Source organism: Amycolatopsis sp. PSD-21, from assembly GCF_055561455.1.
Genome location: NZ_CM145712.1, coordinates 6,014,235 through 6,033,403, shown reverse-complemented (window position 1 = coordinate 6,033,403; position 19,169 = coordinate 6,014,235). Strand labels below are relative to the sequence as shown.

Genomic DNA, 19,169 nt, shown 5'->3' with positions numbered 1-19,169 from the left:
TCATGAGGCAGTACCTGCTCGCCGTCCAGTTCGACGAGAGCGAACGGGACGCGCCGGAGGAAGAGGTCCGGGCGATGCTGGCCAGGACGGGCAAGGTCACCGACGAGATGAAGGCCGCTGGTTCCTGGGTCTTCGTGGGCGGGCTGGAGCATTCGGACGTCTCCACGGTCGTCCGTCCCGAAGGCGGCAAGGTCACGATCACCGACGGGCCGTTCGCCGAGACGAAGGAACAGCTCGGCGGGTTCTGGGTGATCCAGGTCGAGGACCTCGACCAGGCGCTGGCCTGGGCGGAGAAATGCGCGCTCGCCTGCGGGCAGCCGATCGAAGTGCGGCCGTTCGGCGAACCGTCGCTCCCGTGATGGATTTCGACGGGATCTACCGGGCGGAATACGGCCGGTGCGTGGCCACCCTGACCCGTCTCCTCGGCGACATCACGCTCGCCGAGGAGGCGGTCCAGGACGCGTTCGCGACTGCGGTGGAGAAGTGGGCGGGAACGCCGCCCAATCCGGGCGCGTGGATCGTGACCACCGCCCGCAATCGCGCGATCGACCGCATTCGCCGGGAATCCACCCGCGAGGCCCGGCACGCCCAGGCGCTCCTCCTGCACTCGCCGGATGAGCCGCGTGAGCTGGGGCCGGTGCGCGACGACCAGCTCCGCATGATCTTCACCTGCTGCCATCCGGCGCTTTCGCCGCTCGCGCGGACCGCGCTCACCCTGCGCCTGATCGGCGGGCTGGAGGTGGGGGAGATCGCGCGGGCGTACCTCGTCCCGGAACCGACCGTGGCCCAGCGGATCGTCCGTGCGAAGAAGAAGATCCGCGACGCGGGCATCCCGTACCGCGTGCCGGGGAAGGACGAGCTGCCGGATCGGCTGGATTCGGTGCTCACCGTGCTCTACCTGGTTTTCAACGAGGGGTACACGTCCACGTCGGGTGACCTGCTGCGGACGGACCTCTGCGTGGAGGCGGTCCGTCTGACGAGGGCACTCGCCGATCTGATGCCCGACGAGCCGGAAGTGATCGGGCTGCTGGCCCTGCTCTTGCTCACCGAAGCCCGGCGGCCCGCGCGGGTGGGGCCCTCCGGTGAGCTGGTGGTGCTCGCGGAGCAGGACCGGTCGCTGTGGAACCGGGAACTGATCGCCGAGGGGCACGAACTGGTGCGGCGATGCCTGCGGCTCGGCCGTCCGGGCCCGTACCAGGTGCAGGCCGCGATCAACGCCGTGCACACGGACGGTGAGTCGACCGACTGGACACAGGTGCTGGCGCTCTACGACCAGCTGTGGCGGCTCGCCCCGACGCCGGTCGTCGCGCTCAACCGTGCGGTCGCCGTCGCCGAGGTGCACGGCCCGGCGGCGGCACTGGCCGGGATCGAGGGACTGGATCTGCCCGGGTATCACCATCTGCCCGCCACGCGGGCGAACCTGCTGGCCCGCCTCGGCCGGACATCGGACGCCGTCACCGCCTACGACGAGGCGATCGCCTTGGCCACCAACGATACGGAACGGGCTTTCCTGCGGGCCAAACGGGCAGTCCTGGCGTAGTTTCGGGCAACCGCCGACGAAAACGCCGCGCTCACTGTGTCCTCAATGGACAGAGCGCCGCGGCCAGGTGGAGGGTTCCGTTGTCGGACCGGTGAGAAACCAACTATTGTCGCCATGACCGCTCGTCCGCCAGGCAGGAGGTGACCGTTGTACGCCGAAGAGCGGCAGCGCGCCATCCTCAAACAGGCGCGGCAGCACGGCCGGGTCGACGTGGCGACGCTCGCGGCGGCCTTCGAGATCACCAGCGAGACCGTCCGCCGCGACCTGACGGCGCTGGAACGCAGCGGAGTGGTGCGGCGGGTGCACGGCGGCGCGATCCCCGTCGAGCGGCTGGGTATCGAGCAGGGGCTCGACGCCCGCGACGCGGTGATGACCGCGGAGAAGGACCGTATCGCCGCCGCGGCGCTGGAGCAGATCCCCGACGGGGGCTCGATCCTGCTGGACGCGGGCACCACGGTGGCCCGGCTGGCGAACCTCGTCCCCGCCGATCGCGGGCTGACCGTGGTCACCCCTTCGCTGCCGAACGCGTTCACGCTCGCCAACCGGCCCGGCGTCACGCTGATGCTGGTCGGGGGAAGGCTGCGCGGCCGGACCATGGCGTCGGTCGACGGCTGGGCGCTCGACGCCCTCAAGGACACTTTCGTCGACGTCGCTTTCCTCGGTACCAACGGTCTTTCCGTCGAGCGGGGGCTCACCACCCCGGACACCGCCGAGGCGATGGTGAAGCGCGCGGCCATCGCGTCCGCCCGGCGGACGGTGCTGCTTGCCGATCACACGAAGATCGGCGACGACCATTTCGCCCGGTTCGGGGGCCTTTGCGACGTCGACACCCTGATCACCGACAGTGGTGTCGAACCGCGGGAGATCGACGACATCAGCCGGGCAGGCGTCAAGGTGATCATCGTTTGAAGCGTTCGGGCGAGCGGCTCGCCGGATACCTGATGACAGCGCCGTTCTACGTCCTCTTCGGCGTGTTCGGGCTTTTCCCATTGCTCTACACCGCTTGGGTGGCGCTGCACCATTGGCATCTGGTCAACGGTGACACCGGGTTCGCCGGGCTGGGCAACTTCGCGGTCCTGCTCCAGGATCCGTACTTCTACAACGCGCTCTTCAACACGGTCAGCATCTTCATCCTTTCGACCGTCCCGCAACTGCTGGCCGCGCTCGGGCTCGCCGCGCTCCTCGACCGGCCCTTGCGGGCGAGGACAGTGTGGCGGGCGAGTGTGCTGTTGCCCAACGTCGTCTCGGTGGTCGCGGTGGCGCTGGTGTTCAGCCAGCTGTTCGCCGAGGACTACGGCGTCGTCAACTGGGCGCTGGGGCTGGTGGGGATCGACCCGGTGGACTGGCGGTCCGACCGGTTCGCCTCGCACGTCGCGGTGAGCACGATGGTGATGTGGCGCTGGACCGGCTACAACGCGCTGCTCTACCTCGCGGCCATGCAATCCGTGCCGCAGGAACGCTATGACGCCGCGATGCTCGACGGCGCCTCGCGCTGGCGGACCTTCTGGTCCATCACCGTGCCGGCGATCCGCCCGACCATCGCCTTCACCGTCGTCGTCTCGACCATCGGCGGGTTGCAGCTGTTCGCCGAGCCGCAGCTGTTCGACGACACCGGCGTCAACGGGACGGGCGGTGCCGACCGGCAGTTCCAGACTCTCGCCATGTACCTGTACGAAAAGGGGTTCGGCGAGTTCGACGCCGGATACGCGGCGGCAATCGCGTGGTTGCTTTTCCTGTGCTCGGCCGTGTTCGCGCTGGTCAACTTCTCGCTCGTGCGCCGGATGCGGGGCGGTGAGTGACCGTGGCGGCAAGGGAACGGACCGGTTTCGTCGTCTACGGGCTGCTGCTCGCCGTCGCCGTCGCGTCGATCTTCCCGTTGTACTGGTCGTTCGTGGTGTCCTCCAAGGACAATTCCGCCCTCGGTGAGACCACGCCGCCGCTGCTGCCCGGCGGCAACCTGGTCGAGAACGTCGGCAGGGTCTTCGGCACCGTCGACTTCTGGCTGGCGATGCAGAACTCGCTGATCGTCGCCGGCACGGTCACCGTTTCGAACGTGCTGCTCTCCAGCCTGGCCGGCTTCGCCTTCGCGCGGCTGCGCTTCCCGGGCCGTGACTCGCTTTTCCTGGTGGTCATCGGTACCGCGATGGTGCCCGCCCAGCTCGGCGTCATCCCGCTCTACCTCGTGGTCGGGGAACTCGGCTGGTACGGACGGCTGGAAGCGGTGATCGTGCCCGGGCTGGTCGGCGCGTTCAGCGTGTTCTGGATGCGGCAGGCGTGCGAAGAGGCGATCCCCGGCGAACTGCTCGACGCCGGCCGCGTCGACGGCTGCTCGACGGTGCGGCTGTTCTGGCATGTCGCCATGCCCGCCATCCGCCCTCAGGCCGCCGTGCTCGGGATGCTGACGTTCATGACGGCGTGGAACGACTTCTTCTGGCCGCTGATCGTGCTCGACCCCAACGCTCACCCGACCGTCCAGGTGGCGTTGTCGCGGCTGGCGAGTGGTTACTTCACCGATTACTCGCTGATGCTCACCGCGGCGACGATCGGGGTGCTGCCAGTGATCGTGCTGTTCATCCTGCTGGCCAGGAAGGTGGTCGACGGCGTGATGCGGGGTGCGCCGCGGGCTTGACCGCGGTGGTGATGGGCTCTGGAGTTGCCGCGGTTTTCGTTGGGGGTGGCATGTGGTTTCAAGGGGGCGGGCGGGCCGGTGGGTCACGGTGGGGTTCGGATCGAGGTGTGTCGGTCTTTGGCGACGGGATCTTTTGGGGGAGGGCTCCGGCGTGTGCCGCGCGGTGCCGTTCTCGCGGGGTCGTTGGGTGGTTCGTGGTTGCGTTCAGGTCGGCCTCTGGTGCGGTCACGGATGGGTTTGTGAGGCGTAGCCGTCTTTTGGCGACAGCACCTTGCCGTGCTGTGGTTCGGTAGTCGCGGTCGGCTGGCGCAGGGCGTGATGACGTGCGGACTCCAGTGCGGGTCATGTCCTTTGGCGGCGGGCTGATGCCGGTCGTCGCGAGTATGGGCGGTTGCCGTTTTTCGGCGATGCCGTTGGGCGGCATGCTGTTCCGTAGGTGCGGGCGGGCCGGCGTGATCGCGTGCGTGGCCGTTTTTTGGCGAAGGCCGGGGTGACGGTCATTGGCGATGATGTTGGGTTCCACGGTTCGGTTGTTGCGGTGAGGCTGGCGCATGGCGTGATCACGAGCAGCTCCAGAGCGAGCTGTGGCCATGTTTTGGCGACGGGGCTGTTGTCGCCATTCGGGGACGTTGTGGGCGGCCACGGCGTGATCATCTGCGGACTCCACAGCGGGCCATGGCCGAATTCCGGCAACCCGCCCTGACCCTGGCACCGGTGCCGTTTTTCGGCGATGGTTCAGAACGGTGGTTCCTCGGCGCGGGGTTCGTGCAGGGGTGGTGGTGTGCTGTCGTAGGTCTGTCCGGTGGGTGTGGTGATGGTAAGGGTGCCGTCGGCGTCGAGTCGGTAGGTCCAGCCGGGTTCGTCTTTCAACCGGTGGTCTCGGCGGCACAGGTCGATCAGGTCGGTATGGCTGGTGTGGCCGCCGTGCTGCCACGGCACCGCATGGTCGAGATCGCAGGCTTGGGCGACGCGGTGGCAGCCGGGTCTTCGGCATTCCCGGTCCCGCACCCGCACGAACTCGCCCAACCCTGCGGTGGGCCGATACCGGTCACGGCCGAGGTCGAGGACCTGTCCGGAGAGGGGGTCGGTGATGATCCGCCGCAGGACGGTATCGGGCCCGGTGGCGATGTGCCGGGCCAGGGCGGCGGGAATATGGCCGTGTCCGGCGAGTTCGGCGGGGTCATCGTTCAGCCCGAGGTAGGTGTTGAGGTCCATGTAGAGGAACACCTCGGACCGTTCACTCCCGCCCTGCCCGCCCAGCAACAGATCAAGGGCCACGTCCGCACGCAGCTGGTCGAGGGTGCGGGTCTCCCCGCCGGTCTTGAGGGCGCGGGCTTCACGGTCGATCCTCGTGTAGGCGGCGGCGACCTTCTCCACCGGCCCGTCTTCCACCTCGATCGACGCCACCCCGGTCTCGCCGTGGCGGATCGACAACCGGCGCCCGGCACGATGCCGCTCCGCACGCCGGGCCGCACCCTCGCGGTCGGCCATCATCGCCGCATGATTCGCCGCCTTCCGAACCTGCTCGGAATTCCGGCCCGGCAACCGATCCTCCAGCACCGAGTCCACCGCACGCGCATCGTCATCAGACAACCACGCAGTCGCGGAGGCGACCTTCATCGCCCCGTAACCGCCCACCTTGCCGCGATCCAGCAGTCCAAGGGTGCACGGGAGGCGGGTGGTCAACGCCTCGGCGGTGGAGACCAGCCCGGACGCGTGACCGTCCACAACAGACAGTCCGAGTGCGACTTCCTGCACCACACTCGACGCGCCGTCGCGGTGACGACTCAGCTGCGCCAACGCCCGGAACCGCACCGCCTCCAACCGTGCGATCCCTTCCGACGCGGCGACGGCAGCGGCGACGGCATCGTCGTCCTCCAACGAATCCAGCGCGGCATTGACCTCCTCTAAAGCGTCAGCCGACGTGATTTCCTTGAGTACCGCCACAATGGCGTTGCGTGTATCCACACACCGAAGCTACAACCGACCACCGACAGTTTCCGGCAGCGGGTAACGAGCGAAGTGACGAGGCCGAGCCTGCGTTTCGAAATGAACCTGCCTCGCCGATTCCGGCGACGATCGACGCGTGTCAACCTGGTTCGGAAGAACTTCGGCACGGCAACAAAGTCGAGCCGTCAAAGACCGTTGCGCGCCACCACATCCGCGTAGAACCGCGCGCTGTCCTTGAGTACTCGCTCCTGCGTTTCGAAATCGACGTGCACGAGGCCGAACCGCTGCGTGTACCCCATCGCCCACTCGAAGTTGTCCAGCAGCGACCAGGCCATGTAGCCGCGGACGTCGGCGCCGCGTTCGATCGCGTCGTGCACGGCGGCGAGGTGTTCGGCGAAGTAGCGCACGCGTTTCTCGTCGTGGACCCGCCCGTCGACGACCTCGTCCTCGAACGCGGCACCGTTCTCGGCGATCACGAGCGGCAAGCCGGGACAGTGTTCGTGCAGCCACAGCAACAGATCGGTGAACGACGAGGGCCGCTGCTCCCAGCCGAGCGAGGTCAGATCGCCGCGGGGTGGCTGGACGTCCATTCCGCGCAGGCCGGGCAGCGGGCAGTTGCTGTCGGCCTCGGGGTCTTCGAGCGGGACCGCGCGGGCGGGCGCGTAGTAGTTGACGCCGAGGACGTCCAGCGGCTGAGCGATGATTTCCAGGTCGCCGTCGGCGATCGCCGGTTCCAGTGTGCCGAGATGCGCCAGATCCGCCAGCAGTTCGGGCGGATAGCCGCGGCCCAGCAACGGGTCGAGGAAAAATCTGTTGTGCAGGAAGTCGAACTTGCGCGCGGCCTCGCGGTGCGCGGCGTCGTCCACATCGGTCAGCACCGGGGCGAAGTTGAGCACGATGGACACCTCCTGCCCGCCGCCAGCAGAGCGCAACGCCTGTGTCGCCTTGCCGTGCGCCAGCAGGAGATTGTGCCCGGCGACCAAGGCCGCGCCTTCGTCCTTGATACCCGGTGCGTGATCGCCGTTGCCGTAGCCGATGAAGGCGGCGCAGAATGGTTCGTTGATCGTGGTCCATTGCCGCACCCGGTCGCTGAGTACATTGTGGACGGTCGTGGCGTAGTCGGCGAAAAGGCTTGCGAGGTCGCGGTTCGGCCACCCGCCTTCCGCCTGCAGGGCTTCCGGGAGATCCCAGTGGTAGAGCGTCACCATCGGGGTGATCCCGTGCTCCAGCACCGTGTCGACAAGGCGATCGTAGAAGGCGAGACCTCTTGGCTCGACCGTGCGGCCGTCCGGCATGATCCGCGACCAGGCGACGGAGAACCGGTAGTACGGCACGCCGAGCCCGCTCAGCAGCCCGATGTCCTCGCGGTAACGCCGGTAGTGGTCGCAAGCCGGGTCACCGGTGGCCAGACCCGGCCGTGCGGTGAAGGTGTCCCAAATGGACGGTCCGCGGCCATCCGCCGTCGTGGACCCCTCGATCTGGTACGCCGCCGTGGCCGTGCCCCAGCGGAACCCGGCCGGAAACCTGCGTGTCACGCCGTCCCCGCTCAGTTGGCGGCCGCGGCGCGGCCCTCGGTCGCGGCCTGGTTCCATGCCTCGTCCAGCGATTGCTTCCCTTCTTCGACGCGGCCGAGCGCGTGCCCGTACACCGGCCGGACCTCGCCGTCGCGCAGCCCGCGGTAGTTCGGCCGCAAGGCCTCGGCGGAGGCCGCGAAGATCTTGCCGATCGGCGCGCCGCTGAAGTACTGACTGGTGTGGGAAAGCACGGCGGTGTCCTGGTACGCGCCCAGCGCGCTCGGCAGGAGCCCGCTTTCCAGGAAGATCCGCTTCTGTTGCTCGGGCGCGGTGAGCCAGACGGCGAGGTCGTAGGCTTCCTTGCGGTGCGCGCCCTGCTTCGGGACGGTCAGGAACGAGCCACCCCAGTTGCCGGCCTTGCCCGGAACCGAGGTGACGTCCCATTTGCCCGCGAGCTCCGGTCCGCCCGCCTCTTCGATCTGGGTGAGCATCCACGCGGGACAGGTGATGGCGGCGAACCGGCTCTGCTTGATCGCCACCGTCCACGGCTGGGTGAAGGTGGTGACGGCGGCCGTCTCCTTTTTCAGCGCCATCCCGCCCGCCAGTTCGAAGGCCTTGCGCACGTTGGGGTTCGTGTCGGCGATGAACCGCTCGTCCTTGGCGAAGTAGTTCTCCTGCGCCTGGTTGAGCATCGCCGTGTAGACGGTGCCCGCCGAATCGGCGAATTTGACGTCGTCCGGTGCCTTGGCGCTGAACCGCTCGCCGGTTTCGGCGAACTTCTCCCACGTCGGCCACAGCGCGGCCACCTGGTCGCGGTCGGTGGGCAGGCCGGCGTTGGCGAACAGGTCGCGCCGGTAGCAGAGGGCGAGGCTGCCCATGTCGGTGCCGAGGCCCATCACGAACTTCCCGTTTTCGGCGGTGCCCTGGTCCCATTTCCAGGCAGGCCACTGCTCACGGAGCCCCTGCGCGCCGAACTCGGACAGGTCGCTGAACTTGTCCGTCGACTGGCGGAACTTGGGGAGATACTGCTCTTCGATCGCCACCACGTCCGCGCTGCCGCGACCCGCTCCCAGCCCGGTGGCGAGCTGGCGGTGATGCGTCTCGAAGTCGGCGACCCGGCCTTCGACGGTGATCCCTGGATGGGCCTTTTCGTAGTCGTCGAAGAGTTTCTCGTACCCGAACTCGCCGAACGTGGCGACGGTGAGCTTGATCGGGCCGCCGGCTTCCGGCGTGCCCGAACAGCCGCTGAGCAGCAGCACGAGGGCCGTCAATCCGGCCAGTACGCGGGTCATGGTTCTCCTCGGTCGTGTGGTCACGCGAGTCGTCTCGGCAGCTGGTCGCCGACGGTCAGCCGGGAATCGGCGTGCAGTTTGGTCAGCACCCTGGACACCAGCGACTGCACCGTCCGCCGCGGCAGGCTCAGCTCGGCGGCGATCTCCGGGTTCGACAGCTTCGCCGCCACCAGCCGCGCGACCCGCAGTTCCAGCGGCGACAGCGCCCCGCTGTGCCGGGGGCTCCGCTCGGCACGGCTGAGTACGCCGTAGCGGCGCAGTCTGCTTTCCGCCCGGCGGATGCTCCAGGTGGCCCCGACCTCGCCGAGCACCTCACACGCTTCGGTGAGCGAGCGCGTCGCCGCTTCGAGGTAACCGGCGCGGCCGAGCAGTTCGGCGGCGTCCTCCAGCGCGGCCGCGAGTTCGATCGGGCGGTCGACCTCGCGGTAGTGATCGGCCGCGGCCAGCATGCCGTCGGGGTCGCCGTCGATCAGCGACCGGCACCGGAGTGCGGCCGCGGTCGCCCTGGCGGGGACGGTCTCCTGGCTCGCCTCCTCGGCGCAGACGGCGAGCGCTTCCTGAGCGACGGCGTCGTTCCCGGCGGCGAGCGCGACGCGGACGACGTCGGGAAGCCATTGGTGGCGCAGCATCATCCGGGCGTAGTCGGGGCGCAGCACCGGCGCGAACAGCCGCAGCGCGTCCTCGAGTTCGCCGCGCTGCTCGGCGGCCATCGCCTGTGCCGCCAGGTAGAAGTCGCAGCTCTCGCGTTCGGACGAGTTCGACGGCGAGTGCGCTTCGGCCGCCTCCAGATGGGCGCGGACGGCGACGCGCTCGTCGCGATGGCCCGCGATGAGGGCGGCGACCCCGTGCAGCAGCAGGGCGGCGGCGCCCGGCTCGCGGACACCGTAGAAGGTGATCGCGGGGCCGTCTTCGGTGACCGAGTCCAATTCGGCCAGCGCCTCGTCCCAGCGGCCGGTCCAGTAGTAGTGCACGGCCGCCGAGACCTGCGGGCCGGTCGGCAGGCCGTGCCGCGCGGCCGTCTCGTACCCGGCGTGCAGGGTGGCGTCGGCCTCGCTCAGCCGGTCGAGGTTCTGCAGGGTGAACAGGCGGTTGTCGAGCAGGTCGAAGCGCAGGGTCGCCAGTTCGGCCTCGTCGCCGGTGGTCTCCAGTGCGGCGTCGATCGCGGTCAGTGCCCGGTCGTGCTCGCGGCGGATCGAATGCACGAGCCACAACGTCTGCTGCGCGTGCGCGGCCGGGTAGCGCTCACTCGCCTCGGCGTACAGGGCCCGCGCGATCCGTTCGGTCTCGTCGAGATCGGCGAGCGTGCCGCGCCGGAAGTTGGCGAGCAGCGTCCGGGTGCTGGTGCGCCACAGCTCCGGCATCGACGGGTCGTCCGCGGTGTCGCCGAGCGCCTCGATCGCACCCGGGGTGTCGCCCCGGCGGTAGCGCAGCGCGGCGAGGAAATGCCGCATCTGTGCCAGATCCGCCTTGTCGGTGACGATCTTCACCGCCTGCTCGGCTTCCGCCTCCGGAGCCAGTTCGAGCCGGAACAGCACGCGCACCAGCGCGGCGATCAGCGTCTCCCGCTGCTCGCCGGTGGGCACCGTGCTGTCGAGCGCGCCGCGGAGCAGGTCGGCCGCGATATGCGGGGCCCTGTTGGACACCGCGACGTGGTTGGCGGTGAGCCAGCCCGCGAGCCACGGGTCGAACGGCACCGGCCCGGCGGCCAGCTGCTCGGCGACCCGTTTGATCGGCGCGCCCGCCCGGGCGAGTGACTCGGCGGCGCGCCGGTGCAACGCGGCGCGGACCGGTTCGGCGATGGCGCCGTAGAGCGCCTGACGCTGGAACGGGTGATGGAAGGCGAGTTTGTCGCCGGCGTACTCGATGACGCCCGCGGTGGTGGCGGGCTCCAGCTCCCGCAGGACCTCCAGCGGACCCTTGTCCGCCAGCGCGGCCAGGTCCTCGACGGCGAACTCCGCGCCCAGCAGCGAGGCGGTCCGCAGGATGTCGGTCGTGGCGGGGTCGAGGCATTCCAGCGTCCTGGCCACCGCCGCCAGCAGCGACCGCGGCGCGTTCTCGGTGCCGTCCAGCGTCACCTCGGCGACGCCGTCCTTGATCCGCAACGAGCCGGTGCGGACCAGATCGTGCGCGATTTCCCTGGCGTAGAGCGGATTCCCGGCCGCGCGCCGGACCAGCGGGCGGAGACTCGCCCCGAGCTTGGCCCCGAGGACCACCTCGAACACGGCGGTGACGTCGTCGTCGGTCAGCACCTCGACCGGCATGATCTCGCCGTCCCTCGCCTCGACCCCGCGGCGGAGCTGGGCGAGGTCGCGGCGGCCGTGCCCGGTGCGGGTGGCGGCGACCAGCAGGAGCGGCAGCTGGCGGGTGGCGGCGGCAAGCCGTTGCCACAGCAGCACACTCGCCTCGTCGGCCCAGTGGAGGTCGTCGATCACCAGCACCAGCGGGCCGGCCGCGCAGGTCTCGTCGACCAGCGCGAGCAGTTTGTCCACAGTGGACAAGATCGGGTCGGCGGGGCCCCAGTTCCCGTGCGCGGGTTCGGCGTGCAGCTCGCCCGCCAGTTTGGCCTTGGCCGGATCCGCCGCGCCGTGGTGCACCCCGAGGCATTCCATGATGACCTGCAGCGGGAACCGTTGCCGCAGCTCGTCGGCCGCGGTCCAGGCGAGCTGGCAGCCCCGCGCCGCGGCGCCCGAGAGCCCGGCGATCAGCAGTTCGGATTTCCCGATACCCGGTTCGCCTTCGAGCCAGACCGGGCGGCCGCGGCCGGCGAGCACGTCGGTGACGAAACCGTCCAGTCGCTCGACCTGCCGGGCGCGGCCGGGCAGCCTGCCCTGGCCGCCGCGTTCGATCGCCTTGGCGACCGGCGGCGGCACGACGCGGACCGGAGCCGGTTTCGGTCGGGTGACAGGTTTTTCGCTGCCGTCGAGGATCCGCTGGTGCAGATCACGCAACGGCGCACCGGGTTCGACGCCGAGCTCGTCCCGCAGTATCCGCCTGGCCTCGCGATACGCGCTGAGCGCTTCGATCGGCCGCCCGCTGGCGTGCAGGGCGCGCATGAGCGTCTCGTGCAACGACTCGCGGAGCGGGTGCCGCTGCACCAGCGCGGTCAGTTCGGCCACCACTTCGCGGTGGTCGCCGATGCCGAGTAGAGCCGTGGCGCGCAGTTCCGTGGCGGTGAGCTGGAGTTCGGTCAGCCGGACGCGTTCCGCTTCGGCGAACGGCCCCGGCACGCCGGAGTAGGCCTCGCCGCGCCAGAGGCCGAGCGCGGTGGTGAGCCGGGCGGCCGCACCCCGCTGATCGGTCTGGGCGAGCAGCCGTCGAGCGGCCGCGGCGTCCTGCTCGAACCGGCTGACGTCGAGCGCTTCCCGGTCCAGCCGCAGTACGTAACTCGACCCGGACGAGCTCAGGACCTGGTGCGCGTCACCGCCGGCCTTGCGGATCGCGCCGCGCAGACCGGAGACGTAGGTGTGGACGCTGCCGGTGGCGCTGGCGGGCGCCGACTCGCCCCAGACGCCGGAGATCAGTTCGCCGAGGGAGATCGCCTGGCCGCGCCGCGCCGCCAGGGTGGCGAAGACCGCGCGCTGCCGGGCGGGCCCGAGCTTCAGCTCGACGTCGTCGAGCCAGGCACGAGGCGGCCCGAGCAGCTCGACGCGCAGCCCGTTCGTCACGCCGGCTCCATTTCTCGTCATGCACCGAAAGTGGCCGGATCACTACTGTGTCCCCGCAGTTTAGGACGTCCTCGATCCGGTTCGGTTGCGCACCCGGGCGAGTGCGTGCAGCGGCGCGCACCAGGGCTGCGCGGACCCGGGGGGCGTGGCGCCCGATTCGGGCAAAAGGAGCGCGGCGAGCTCGCCCGCCAGGCTCCGGTGCTGCTCCTCGGTCAGATTTCGTTGGTGGGAAAGCAAATGGAGCAGTTCGACCGCCGGCCCGGTGGACAGCGCGCGGACGTTGTCGAGCAGCCACTGCGGGATCCAGCGGGCCGTCAGCTCGTCGCCGACCTGGAGCAACTGCTCGGCGACGCGGTCCGCGGGCGCGCCGGAACCCGCCATGGTGGCGGCGATCTCCTGGTGCAGCACGGCGCGGATGGCGGGCGGGGTGTTCGCGGCGAACACGTCCCGCACCAGCGGGACCCGGAACCGCAGCCGTTCTCCCTCGGTTTCCAGCACGTGCGCGGCGAGCGCCTCTTCGACCGATTCGATGAGCGCCCGCAGTTCGCGGCCGGTGACACCCGTCAGATCGGCGACCGTGAACGACGAGCCGAGCAGGGCCGCCGAGCTCAGCGTTCGCTTGCACGGCACGGAAAGCGCGGCGAGATGATCTTCGACCACGGCGGCGAGCCTGCTGTGCGGCGTGACGTCTGGTTCGCGCCCGTCGGCGAACTCGGCGAACAGCTCGCACAGGTAGCCGATATTTCCGGCGCTGTACTCGGCGGCGAACCCGAGGAAGTCCTCGCCCGGGTCCCTGGCCAAGGTCTCCTCGGCGAGCGCGGCGACGGCCGGGCCGTCGAACGGTGGCAGCGAGATGACGTCCCCGTCGAGCCGCGAGCGGAGGACTTCGAGGGTGCGGCGCCGGGGGAGGTGGCGAGCCGAGCCGACCAGCAACAGCGGCAGGTGCGCGGTGAACCCGTGCAGCCGTTGCCATGCGAGCAGGCTTTCCTCGTCGGCCCAGTGCAGGTCTTCGAAGACGAGCACCCACGGCCCGTCCTCGCACAGTTCGGTGACCGTTCTGCCGAGATCGTCGAGCGCTTCGCCGCCGAGGCTGTCGGCGATGAGGCTCAGCGGGACCGCGCTGGTCAGCTCGTCGGCCTCGACCCAGCGCGTGCGGCTCCGCGCCGAGGCGAGGGCCTCCGCCAGGAACGCGCTCTTGCCGCCGCCCGCCTCGCCGTCCAGCCAGATCGTCCCGCCGCGGCCTTCGTCCATGAGCGCGGCCAGATGACGGCGCACCCGGCGGAGTTCGAACTCCCGGCCGACGAACGCGGACGGCCGTTGGGGCACGGCGTGGGCCTGCCGATGCCGTTCCGGCCGGTCCTGGTGGTGCAGCGCCGGATCGTCGTCCAGGACCCGCTGCCGCAGCGCGAGCAGCTCCGGCCCGGGTTCGAGACCGGACTGCTCGATGATCGTCTCGCGGGCACGGTCGAACGCGGCCAGCGCCTCGGCCTGCCTGCCGGACCGGAACAACGCGGTGATCAGCATCCGGTGCAGGCCTTCGCGCAACGGATGGCGCTCGACCAGCACGGCGAGCTCGCCCACGAGTTCGCGGTAGGCGCCGAGGTGCAGCGCGACCTCGGCCTGGCGTTCGAGCGCGCTCATCCGCAGCTCGTTCAGCCGGGCGCGCTGGGTCTCGGCGAACGGCCCGGGGATCCCGTCGAGCGCGGAACCCCGCCACTGCCCGAGCGCGGAGTGAAGCGACTCCAGCTCCCGTTCGGGCGAGCCGGCGAGCCGGTGCGCGCGGGCCCGCTCCAGCTCGGCTTCGAAGACGTGGACGTCGACCTGCTGCCTCGGCAGGTCGAGGCTGTAGCCGGCGCGGCTGGCGACGAGCGGCCCGCCCGCCGGCTCCAGCGCGCGGCGCAACGCGGAGACGTAGGTGTACACGATGCCGGTGGCGCTGTCCGGGGGACGCTCGCCCCAGACGGCGTCGATGATCTCCTTGCGGGAGACGAACTGGCCGGCACGCAGGGCGAGGGTGGCGAACACCGCCTGCCGCTGGGCGGGGCCCAGCGCGATCTCGCCTTCGCCGTGGCGCGCGGGGGAACCGCCCAGCAGACGCACCGTCAGCGAGGAAACCTCGTCCATGACCTGCCGCCTGTGCGTCCGACTGCCGAAAAAGAGTGTCCTGCTCAGCGGAAAGCCTAGTGGCGGCGATGTGGGTTTCGCAATCAATCGGGCACTCACCGTGTGGGTTTCGGCGGCCGAGCCCGGAACAAGCCGTTTCGTGGACTGTCGGATGTCCGTTCATGTGGGTTTCAGGCCTTGTTCAGGCCAGGGGCGACCGGGCAAGCCGGGCGTGCTCGGGGGCAGAAAGTCCGGCGGCGCTGGTGGAAGGCATGCGACGCTGTGCATGCTGTGACAGTGAGCCAGGATCTTGAACACTTCGCCGGTGACGTCCTGCTCAGCCTCGCCAGGAACGGCAGGCTGGTGCTCGACGCCGATGAGGCCGAAGCGCGTATCGCCGAGCTTCGGCGGACGCTGGCTTTCGGCTACGCCCTCCTGGCCGACCCGGACTACACCGGACCCGAGGGCAGGCTCCGCGAGATCCTGGACGAGCTGCCCAAGTACGTCGAGGCGTTTCAGCAGGCCACGAAGTCCTTCACGCCTCGTTGAGAACTCGTGGAGACTTCGTGAAGAGCTCCTTCGCAGACTGTGTCCCATCCGACTGGGGCCGCGGACAAGCGGAGGGGACGAAGTGGACACGGAAACCCGACAGATCACCGTGGCGGTGCACGCGCCCGACCCGATCACCACCGCGGGTCTGGCCAGCCAGCTGGGCACGCAGCAGGGGATCGACATCCGGGACTGGGATCAGCGCGCCGAGACCGACGTGCTGGTGTTCGCCGCCGAATGCCTGACGCCGGAGATCGTGCTCTGGCTGCGGCGGCTCGCCGCCGAGGACGGCAAGCCGGTGGTGCTCGTGGTGAGCCAGATCAGCGAGGCGGAACTCGTACCCGCCATCGAATGCCGGGTGGTGGCGGTCCTGCCGCGCTCGGCCACGACTGGCGAACGGCTGGCGCACGCCGTCCGCGCGGCGGCCACCGGCGGCGGAGTGCTCCCGCCGAGCCTGCTCGGCGAACTGCTCAAGCACGTCGAGCGGTTGCAGCGCGAGGTGCTCGACCCGATGGGCGTCAACACCGCCGGGCTCACCACCCGGGAGATCGACGTCCTGCGGCTGATGGCCGAGGGCAAGGACACCGTCGAGATCGCCGGCGAGCTCAGCTACTCGGAACGCAGCGTGAAGCACATCATCCAGGGCATCACCGGGCGGCTGAAGCTGAAGAACCGGCCGCACGCCGTCGCGTACGCGGTGCGGGCCGGGGTGATCTGAGACCGGACTCGCGTGGTCGAGGGCGCAACTCGCGTGATTGAGGGCGTAACTCGCGTGATTGAGGGCGTAACTCTCAGATCAGGCCGGCCCGGATGGCTTCGGCCACCGCTTCGGCGCGGTTCCGCAGGGCCAGCCGCCGCTGCGCGTGGTGCAGGATGTTCTTGATGGTGCGCTGGGAGTAGCCCATCGCGGCACCGATCTCCGCGGTGTCCTTGCCCTCCGCGATCAGCCGGAGCACGTCGATCTCGCGCTGGTGGAACGGCGCCGGGCCTTCGGCCAGGGCGCAGTATCCGGCGGCCAGCCGGTCGGCGGAGGCCGTCGGCGCCGATCGCGCGGCCGTGACCTCGGCGATCAGCCGGTCCGGGTGGGCCGCCCGATGCGGCAGGACGCAGCGCACGCCGGCGTCCGCGGCCCAGCGGTGGCCGGACGGCGGGAGCGGTCCGGCGATGAGGATCCCGGGCAGGGCGCCCAGTTCGCTCACCGCCCGCCGGAGCACGGGCAGGTCCTGCCCGGCCGGGTCCTCGGCGGCCACCAGCACGTCGGCGTCCTGGTCGGCGACCACCGCGATCGTCGCGTCCTGCGAAAGGATGCCGACGAGGCCCGCGCTGGTCACGGGGTCCGCCGCGTAGACGGCGACCCGGACGTCCGGCGCCTTCACGAGGCGTATCGGCCGTTCAACAGGGCCGTGGCCAGTTCGATCCGGGAGCGGTAACCGGTCCGGGTGAAGAGCAGGCTCAGCCGTCCGTCCACACTCTTGCGGCTGGTCTGCAGGGTCTTCGCCAGCTGCTCGTTCGTCAGCCCTTCGCCCGCCAGCAGTGCCAGCAGGTGCTCGTTCTCGGCGGCCGTCGCCTCGTGGTCACCGGGGGGAGTGATCCCGTTGTCCCGCATGAGATTCCGCAACCGCGCGCGGTACAGCAGCGCGTCGAGCGAACCGAGCGTCTCGTAGACCTCGACGAGCACCTTGGGATCCGTCGCGTGGTGCCGTACCAGGCGTTCGGCCGCGATGGCGCGTTCGAACGGCTGATCGCGTTCCCCGGCCAGCCACAGGCACTCGTCGTCCGGCTCCTGTCCGAGGCAGGCGCGGACCAGGTGGCGATGCAGCAGCACCCGCCCGGTCGGCATCGCGGAAGCGAGTTCTTCCAGCGCGTCGAGCGCCTTCCTGGCCGCGGCGCGGTCGTTCTTCCGCAACGCGAGTTCGGCGAGATCGGCCCAGGCGATGTCCGTGCCGACGGCGAGTCCGCAGGTGGCCGCGTGCAGGCGTTTGGCGGCCCGGTCGGTCTCGCCGAGCGCCATGTCGACCCGGGCTTCGGCGATGTCGAGCAGATGCGCCAGCATCGGCGCCGTGGCGCGCGCGGCGGTCAGCAGTTCCCGTGCCGCGGTGAACCGTCCCTGTGACAGCAGGACCGAGACGGTCGACAGGTGCATCGCGGCCGAGCCGGTGTCGTACCCGCGCCGCGAACGGTCGGCCACGCTGCGGTGGGCGAAGTCGATGGCGCGGGCGGGCAGGCCCCGCATGACCGCGAGCATCGAACGTTCGCTGTCGCGCAGCCCGGTTTCGGGGAAGTCCTCGTCGGCGAGCAGTTTCTCCGCGCGTGCTCGTTCGCCCAGCACCAGCAACGCGGTGACGTACGAGGTGATCTGGTCGTTCCGGTGCCGCCGCGCCGTCCTCAGCGGCCACCGTTCGCGTTCGGTCAGGTTCGCGCCGAACCTCGCCGAGCGGCCTGCCCAGAGCTCGGCCAGACTGCCGAAGAGTTCGCCCAGCATCGCGGAAACCATCGATCCCGTCCGCCAGGAATCGTTCTCCGCCAGCAGTTCGGCCGCTTCCGCCCAGCGGTCCAGCAGGCTCAGCGCGATCGCGCTCGAGGCCACCGACCAGTCCGGCGGGTTCGTGGCGATCCTCGCCAGTTCGGCCGTGTTGCCGGAGTTGTGCAGCGCGCAGACGGCGATCGACTGGGCTTCCTGCGCGGCGTCGGCGGACAGCCGGTCGGGGAATTCCTCCAGCAGCCGCCGCGTCCCCACGAGACTCTGTTCGTGGTCGCCGTTCAGGTGACACCACATGGTGTGGAGCAGGGTCACCCTCGCCCGCTGCGGCCGGTCCTCGGTCAGCTCGACCGCGGCACGCAACCATCGCGCGCCGCGGGTGGTCTGGTCGTCGGGCAGGAATGCCGCGTTGTCGAGCAGTTCGGCGAGGGCGCGGCGCGGGTCGATCAGCTTGCCTGCCTCGGCGATCCGGTCGGGAAGGTAGTACGGGGCGGACGTGTGCGCGGTCCCGTTCCACAACGCGGTGACGGCGGCCGCGGAGATACGCCGGCGTTCGAAGGGCCCGAGTTCGGCGATCAGCGCGTACGCCACCACCGGCACGGTGAACCGCCAGCCCCGGCCGCGGTGCAGAATCCCGTCCGCTCGCAGGGTTTCCAGTATCGCGAGCGTTTCCGCGGGATCCTGCGCGAGGACCTCGCTGATCAGCGACGGCATCGCCGCACCGAGCGGATGCAGCATCGCGGCGGCCTTCGCGACCGCGAGCCGCTCCGGGGCCAGCTGCATGGATCGCAGCGGCACCAGCGTGCCGGGCACGAGGTAGGCGCGCCGGTCGACGATCCGGATCGCGCCCTGCGCGCGCAGCAGGTCCAGCGCCTGGCGCAACGCGGCGGGCACTCCCCGGCTGAGTTCGTGCAGCCGGTCCCGGAGCAGGTCGCTCGGAACGGCGCCCAGCGCCTCGACGACGGGCCGCGTGATCTCCGCGGCCGTCAACGGCAGCAGCCGCACCGGTTCCACCAGGCCTTCGGCACGCAGCCGGCGCACGACGGCGAGCCTCTCGGCCGCGTCACGGACCGGGGTCCGCGTGGCGCAGACCAGCCTGTGCGACGAGCGGCGGATCAACGTCGCCAGGACGGCGAGGTCGTCGTTTCGCATCCATTGGGTGTCGTCGAGCAGCAGCACGTGCCCGTCGCCGGTGACGGGAGGCCACGGATCGCCGCCGGGCGCGAGGTCGCCGTCCTGCGTGAAGCGCACGGTCGAAACCTCTTGCCCTGACGCGGAAAGCCGCTCGGACAGCCGCGCGAGCAGCGTGGTCCGGCCGACGCCCGCCGGCCCGGTCACCCAGACGCAGGGCGCGCCCTCGCCGGTGACACGCTCCAGGATCCGCTCGGCCACCTCGTCCACGCCTGACATCCTGAGCGGCCGGGACGTCCGCGACGCGGTGGAGGCCG

The 19,169-nt window shown here is 70.3% G+C and carries 14 protein-coding genes; 7 read left to right on the top strand and 7 right to left on the bottom strand.

Features of this window, described 5'->3' with window-relative positions; all coding sequences use genetic code 11:
- The first annotated feature begins 2 nt into the window (after positions 1–2).
- The 5 genes from ACZ1DY_RS28145 (at position 3) to ACZ1DY_RS28125 (ending at position 4,169) form a co-directional block, all read left to right on the top strand.
- On the top strand, positions 3–359 hold the full coding sequence (locus tag ACZ1DY_RS28145; protein WP_465481413.1) for a YciI family protein: 357 nt from the start codon (positions 3–5) through the stop codon (positions 357–359).
- Complete coding sequence (locus tag ACZ1DY_RS28140; RefSeq protein WP_465485722.1) at positions 359–1,540, top strand: RNA polymerase sigma factor; 1,182 nt, start codon at positions 359–361, stop codon at positions 1,538–1,540. The genes ACZ1DY_RS28145 and ACZ1DY_RS28140 overlap by 1 nt, the downstream gene beginning before the upstream one ends.
- A 147-nt stretch (positions 1,541–1,687) precedes the next feature.
- On the top strand, positions 1,688–2,449 hold the full coding sequence (locus ACZ1DY_RS28135) for a DeoR/GlpR family DNA-binding transcription regulator (RefSeq protein ID WP_465481412.1): 762 nt from the start codon (positions 1,688–1,690) through the stop codon (positions 2,447–2,449).
- On the top strand, positions 2,446–3,339 hold the full coding sequence (locus ACZ1DY_RS28130; protein ID WP_465481411.1) for a carbohydrate ABC transporter permease: 894 nt from the start codon (positions 2,446–2,448) through the stop codon (positions 3,337–3,339). Before ACZ1DY_RS28135 ends, ACZ1DY_RS28130 begins: the two co-directional genes overlap by 4 nt.
- 2 nt (positions 3,340–3,341) lie before the next feature.
- A complete protein-coding gene (locus ACZ1DY_RS28125; RefSeq protein ID WP_465481410.1) occupies positions 3,342–4,169 on the top strand; it encodes a carbohydrate ABC transporter permease in 828 nt (275 codons plus the stop codon).
- Positions 4,170–4,904: 735 nt separating this feature from the next.
- On the opposite strand, the gene ACZ1DY_RS28120 is transcribed toward ACZ1DY_RS28125, so the two are convergent.
- The 5 genes from ACZ1DY_RS28120 to ACZ1DY_RS28100 all read right to left on the bottom strand — a co-directional run bounded on the left by ACZ1DY_RS28120 (position 4,905) and on the right by ACZ1DY_RS28100 (position 14,714).
- Entirely contained in the window at positions 4,905–6,137 is a 1,233-nt protein-coding gene (locus tag ACZ1DY_RS28120; RefSeq protein WP_465481409.1) for an HNH endonuclease signature motif containing protein, read from the bottom strand.
- A gap of 167 nt (positions 6,138–6,304) precedes the next feature.
- Entirely contained in the window at positions 6,305–7,654 is a 1,350-nt protein-coding gene (locus tag ACZ1DY_RS28115; RefSeq protein ID WP_465481408.1) for a GH1 family beta-glucosidase, read from the bottom strand.
- A gap of 11 nt (positions 7,655–7,665) precedes the next feature.
- Positions 7,666–8,925 (bottom strand): ABC transporter substrate-binding protein, encoded by a 1,260-nt coding sequence (locus ACZ1DY_RS28110; RefSeq protein ID WP_465481407.1) that lies wholly within the window; start codon positions 8,923–8,925, stop codon positions 7,666–7,668.
- Positions 8,926–8,945: 20 nt separating this feature from the next.
- Positions 8,946–12,590: a BTAD domain-containing putative transcriptional regulator gene (locus ACZ1DY_RS28105; protein ID WP_465485721.1), complete on the bottom strand. Its 3,645-nt coding sequence runs from the start codon at positions 12,588–12,590 to the stop codon at positions 8,946–8,948.
- A 60-nt stretch (positions 12,591–12,650) separates the two neighbouring features.
- A complete protein-coding gene (locus tag ACZ1DY_RS28100; protein ID WP_465481406.1) occupies positions 12,651–14,714 on the bottom strand; it encodes a BTAD domain-containing putative transcriptional regulator in 2,064 nt (687 codons plus the stop codon).
- A gap of 276 nt (positions 14,715–14,990) precedes the next feature.
- On the opposite strand from ACZ1DY_RS28100, the gene ACZ1DY_RS28095 reads away from it, so the two are divergent.
- Positions 14,991–15,242: a hypothetical protein gene (locus tag ACZ1DY_RS28095; protein ID WP_126734204.1), complete on the top strand. Its 252-nt coding sequence runs from the start codon at positions 14,991–14,993 to the stop codon at positions 15,240–15,242.
- A gap of 82 nt (positions 15,243–15,324) precedes the next feature.
- Entirely contained in the window at positions 15,325–15,960 is a 636-nt protein-coding gene (locus ACZ1DY_RS28090; RefSeq protein WP_125682074.1) for a helix-turn-helix transcriptional regulator, read from the top strand.
- A 73-nt stretch (positions 15,961–16,033) separates the two neighbouring features.
- Here ACZ1DY_RS28090 and ACZ1DY_RS28085 read toward each other — a convergent pair whose 3' ends face one another.
- Both ACZ1DY_RS28085 and ACZ1DY_RS28080 read right to left on the bottom strand, forming a co-directional pair.
- Positions 16,034–16,618 (bottom strand): helix-turn-helix transcriptional regulator, encoded by a 585-nt coding sequence (locus ACZ1DY_RS28085; RefSeq protein ID WP_465481405.1) that lies wholly within the window; start codon positions 16,616–16,618, stop codon positions 16,034–16,036.
- On the bottom strand, positions 16,615–19,131 hold the full coding sequence (locus ACZ1DY_RS28080; protein ID WP_465481404.1) for an ATP-binding protein: 2,517 nt from the start codon (positions 19,129–19,131) through the stop codon (positions 16,615–16,617). The genes ACZ1DY_RS28085 and ACZ1DY_RS28080 overlap by 4 nt, the downstream gene beginning before the upstream one ends.
- Positions 19,132–19,169 lie beyond the last annotated feature (38 nt).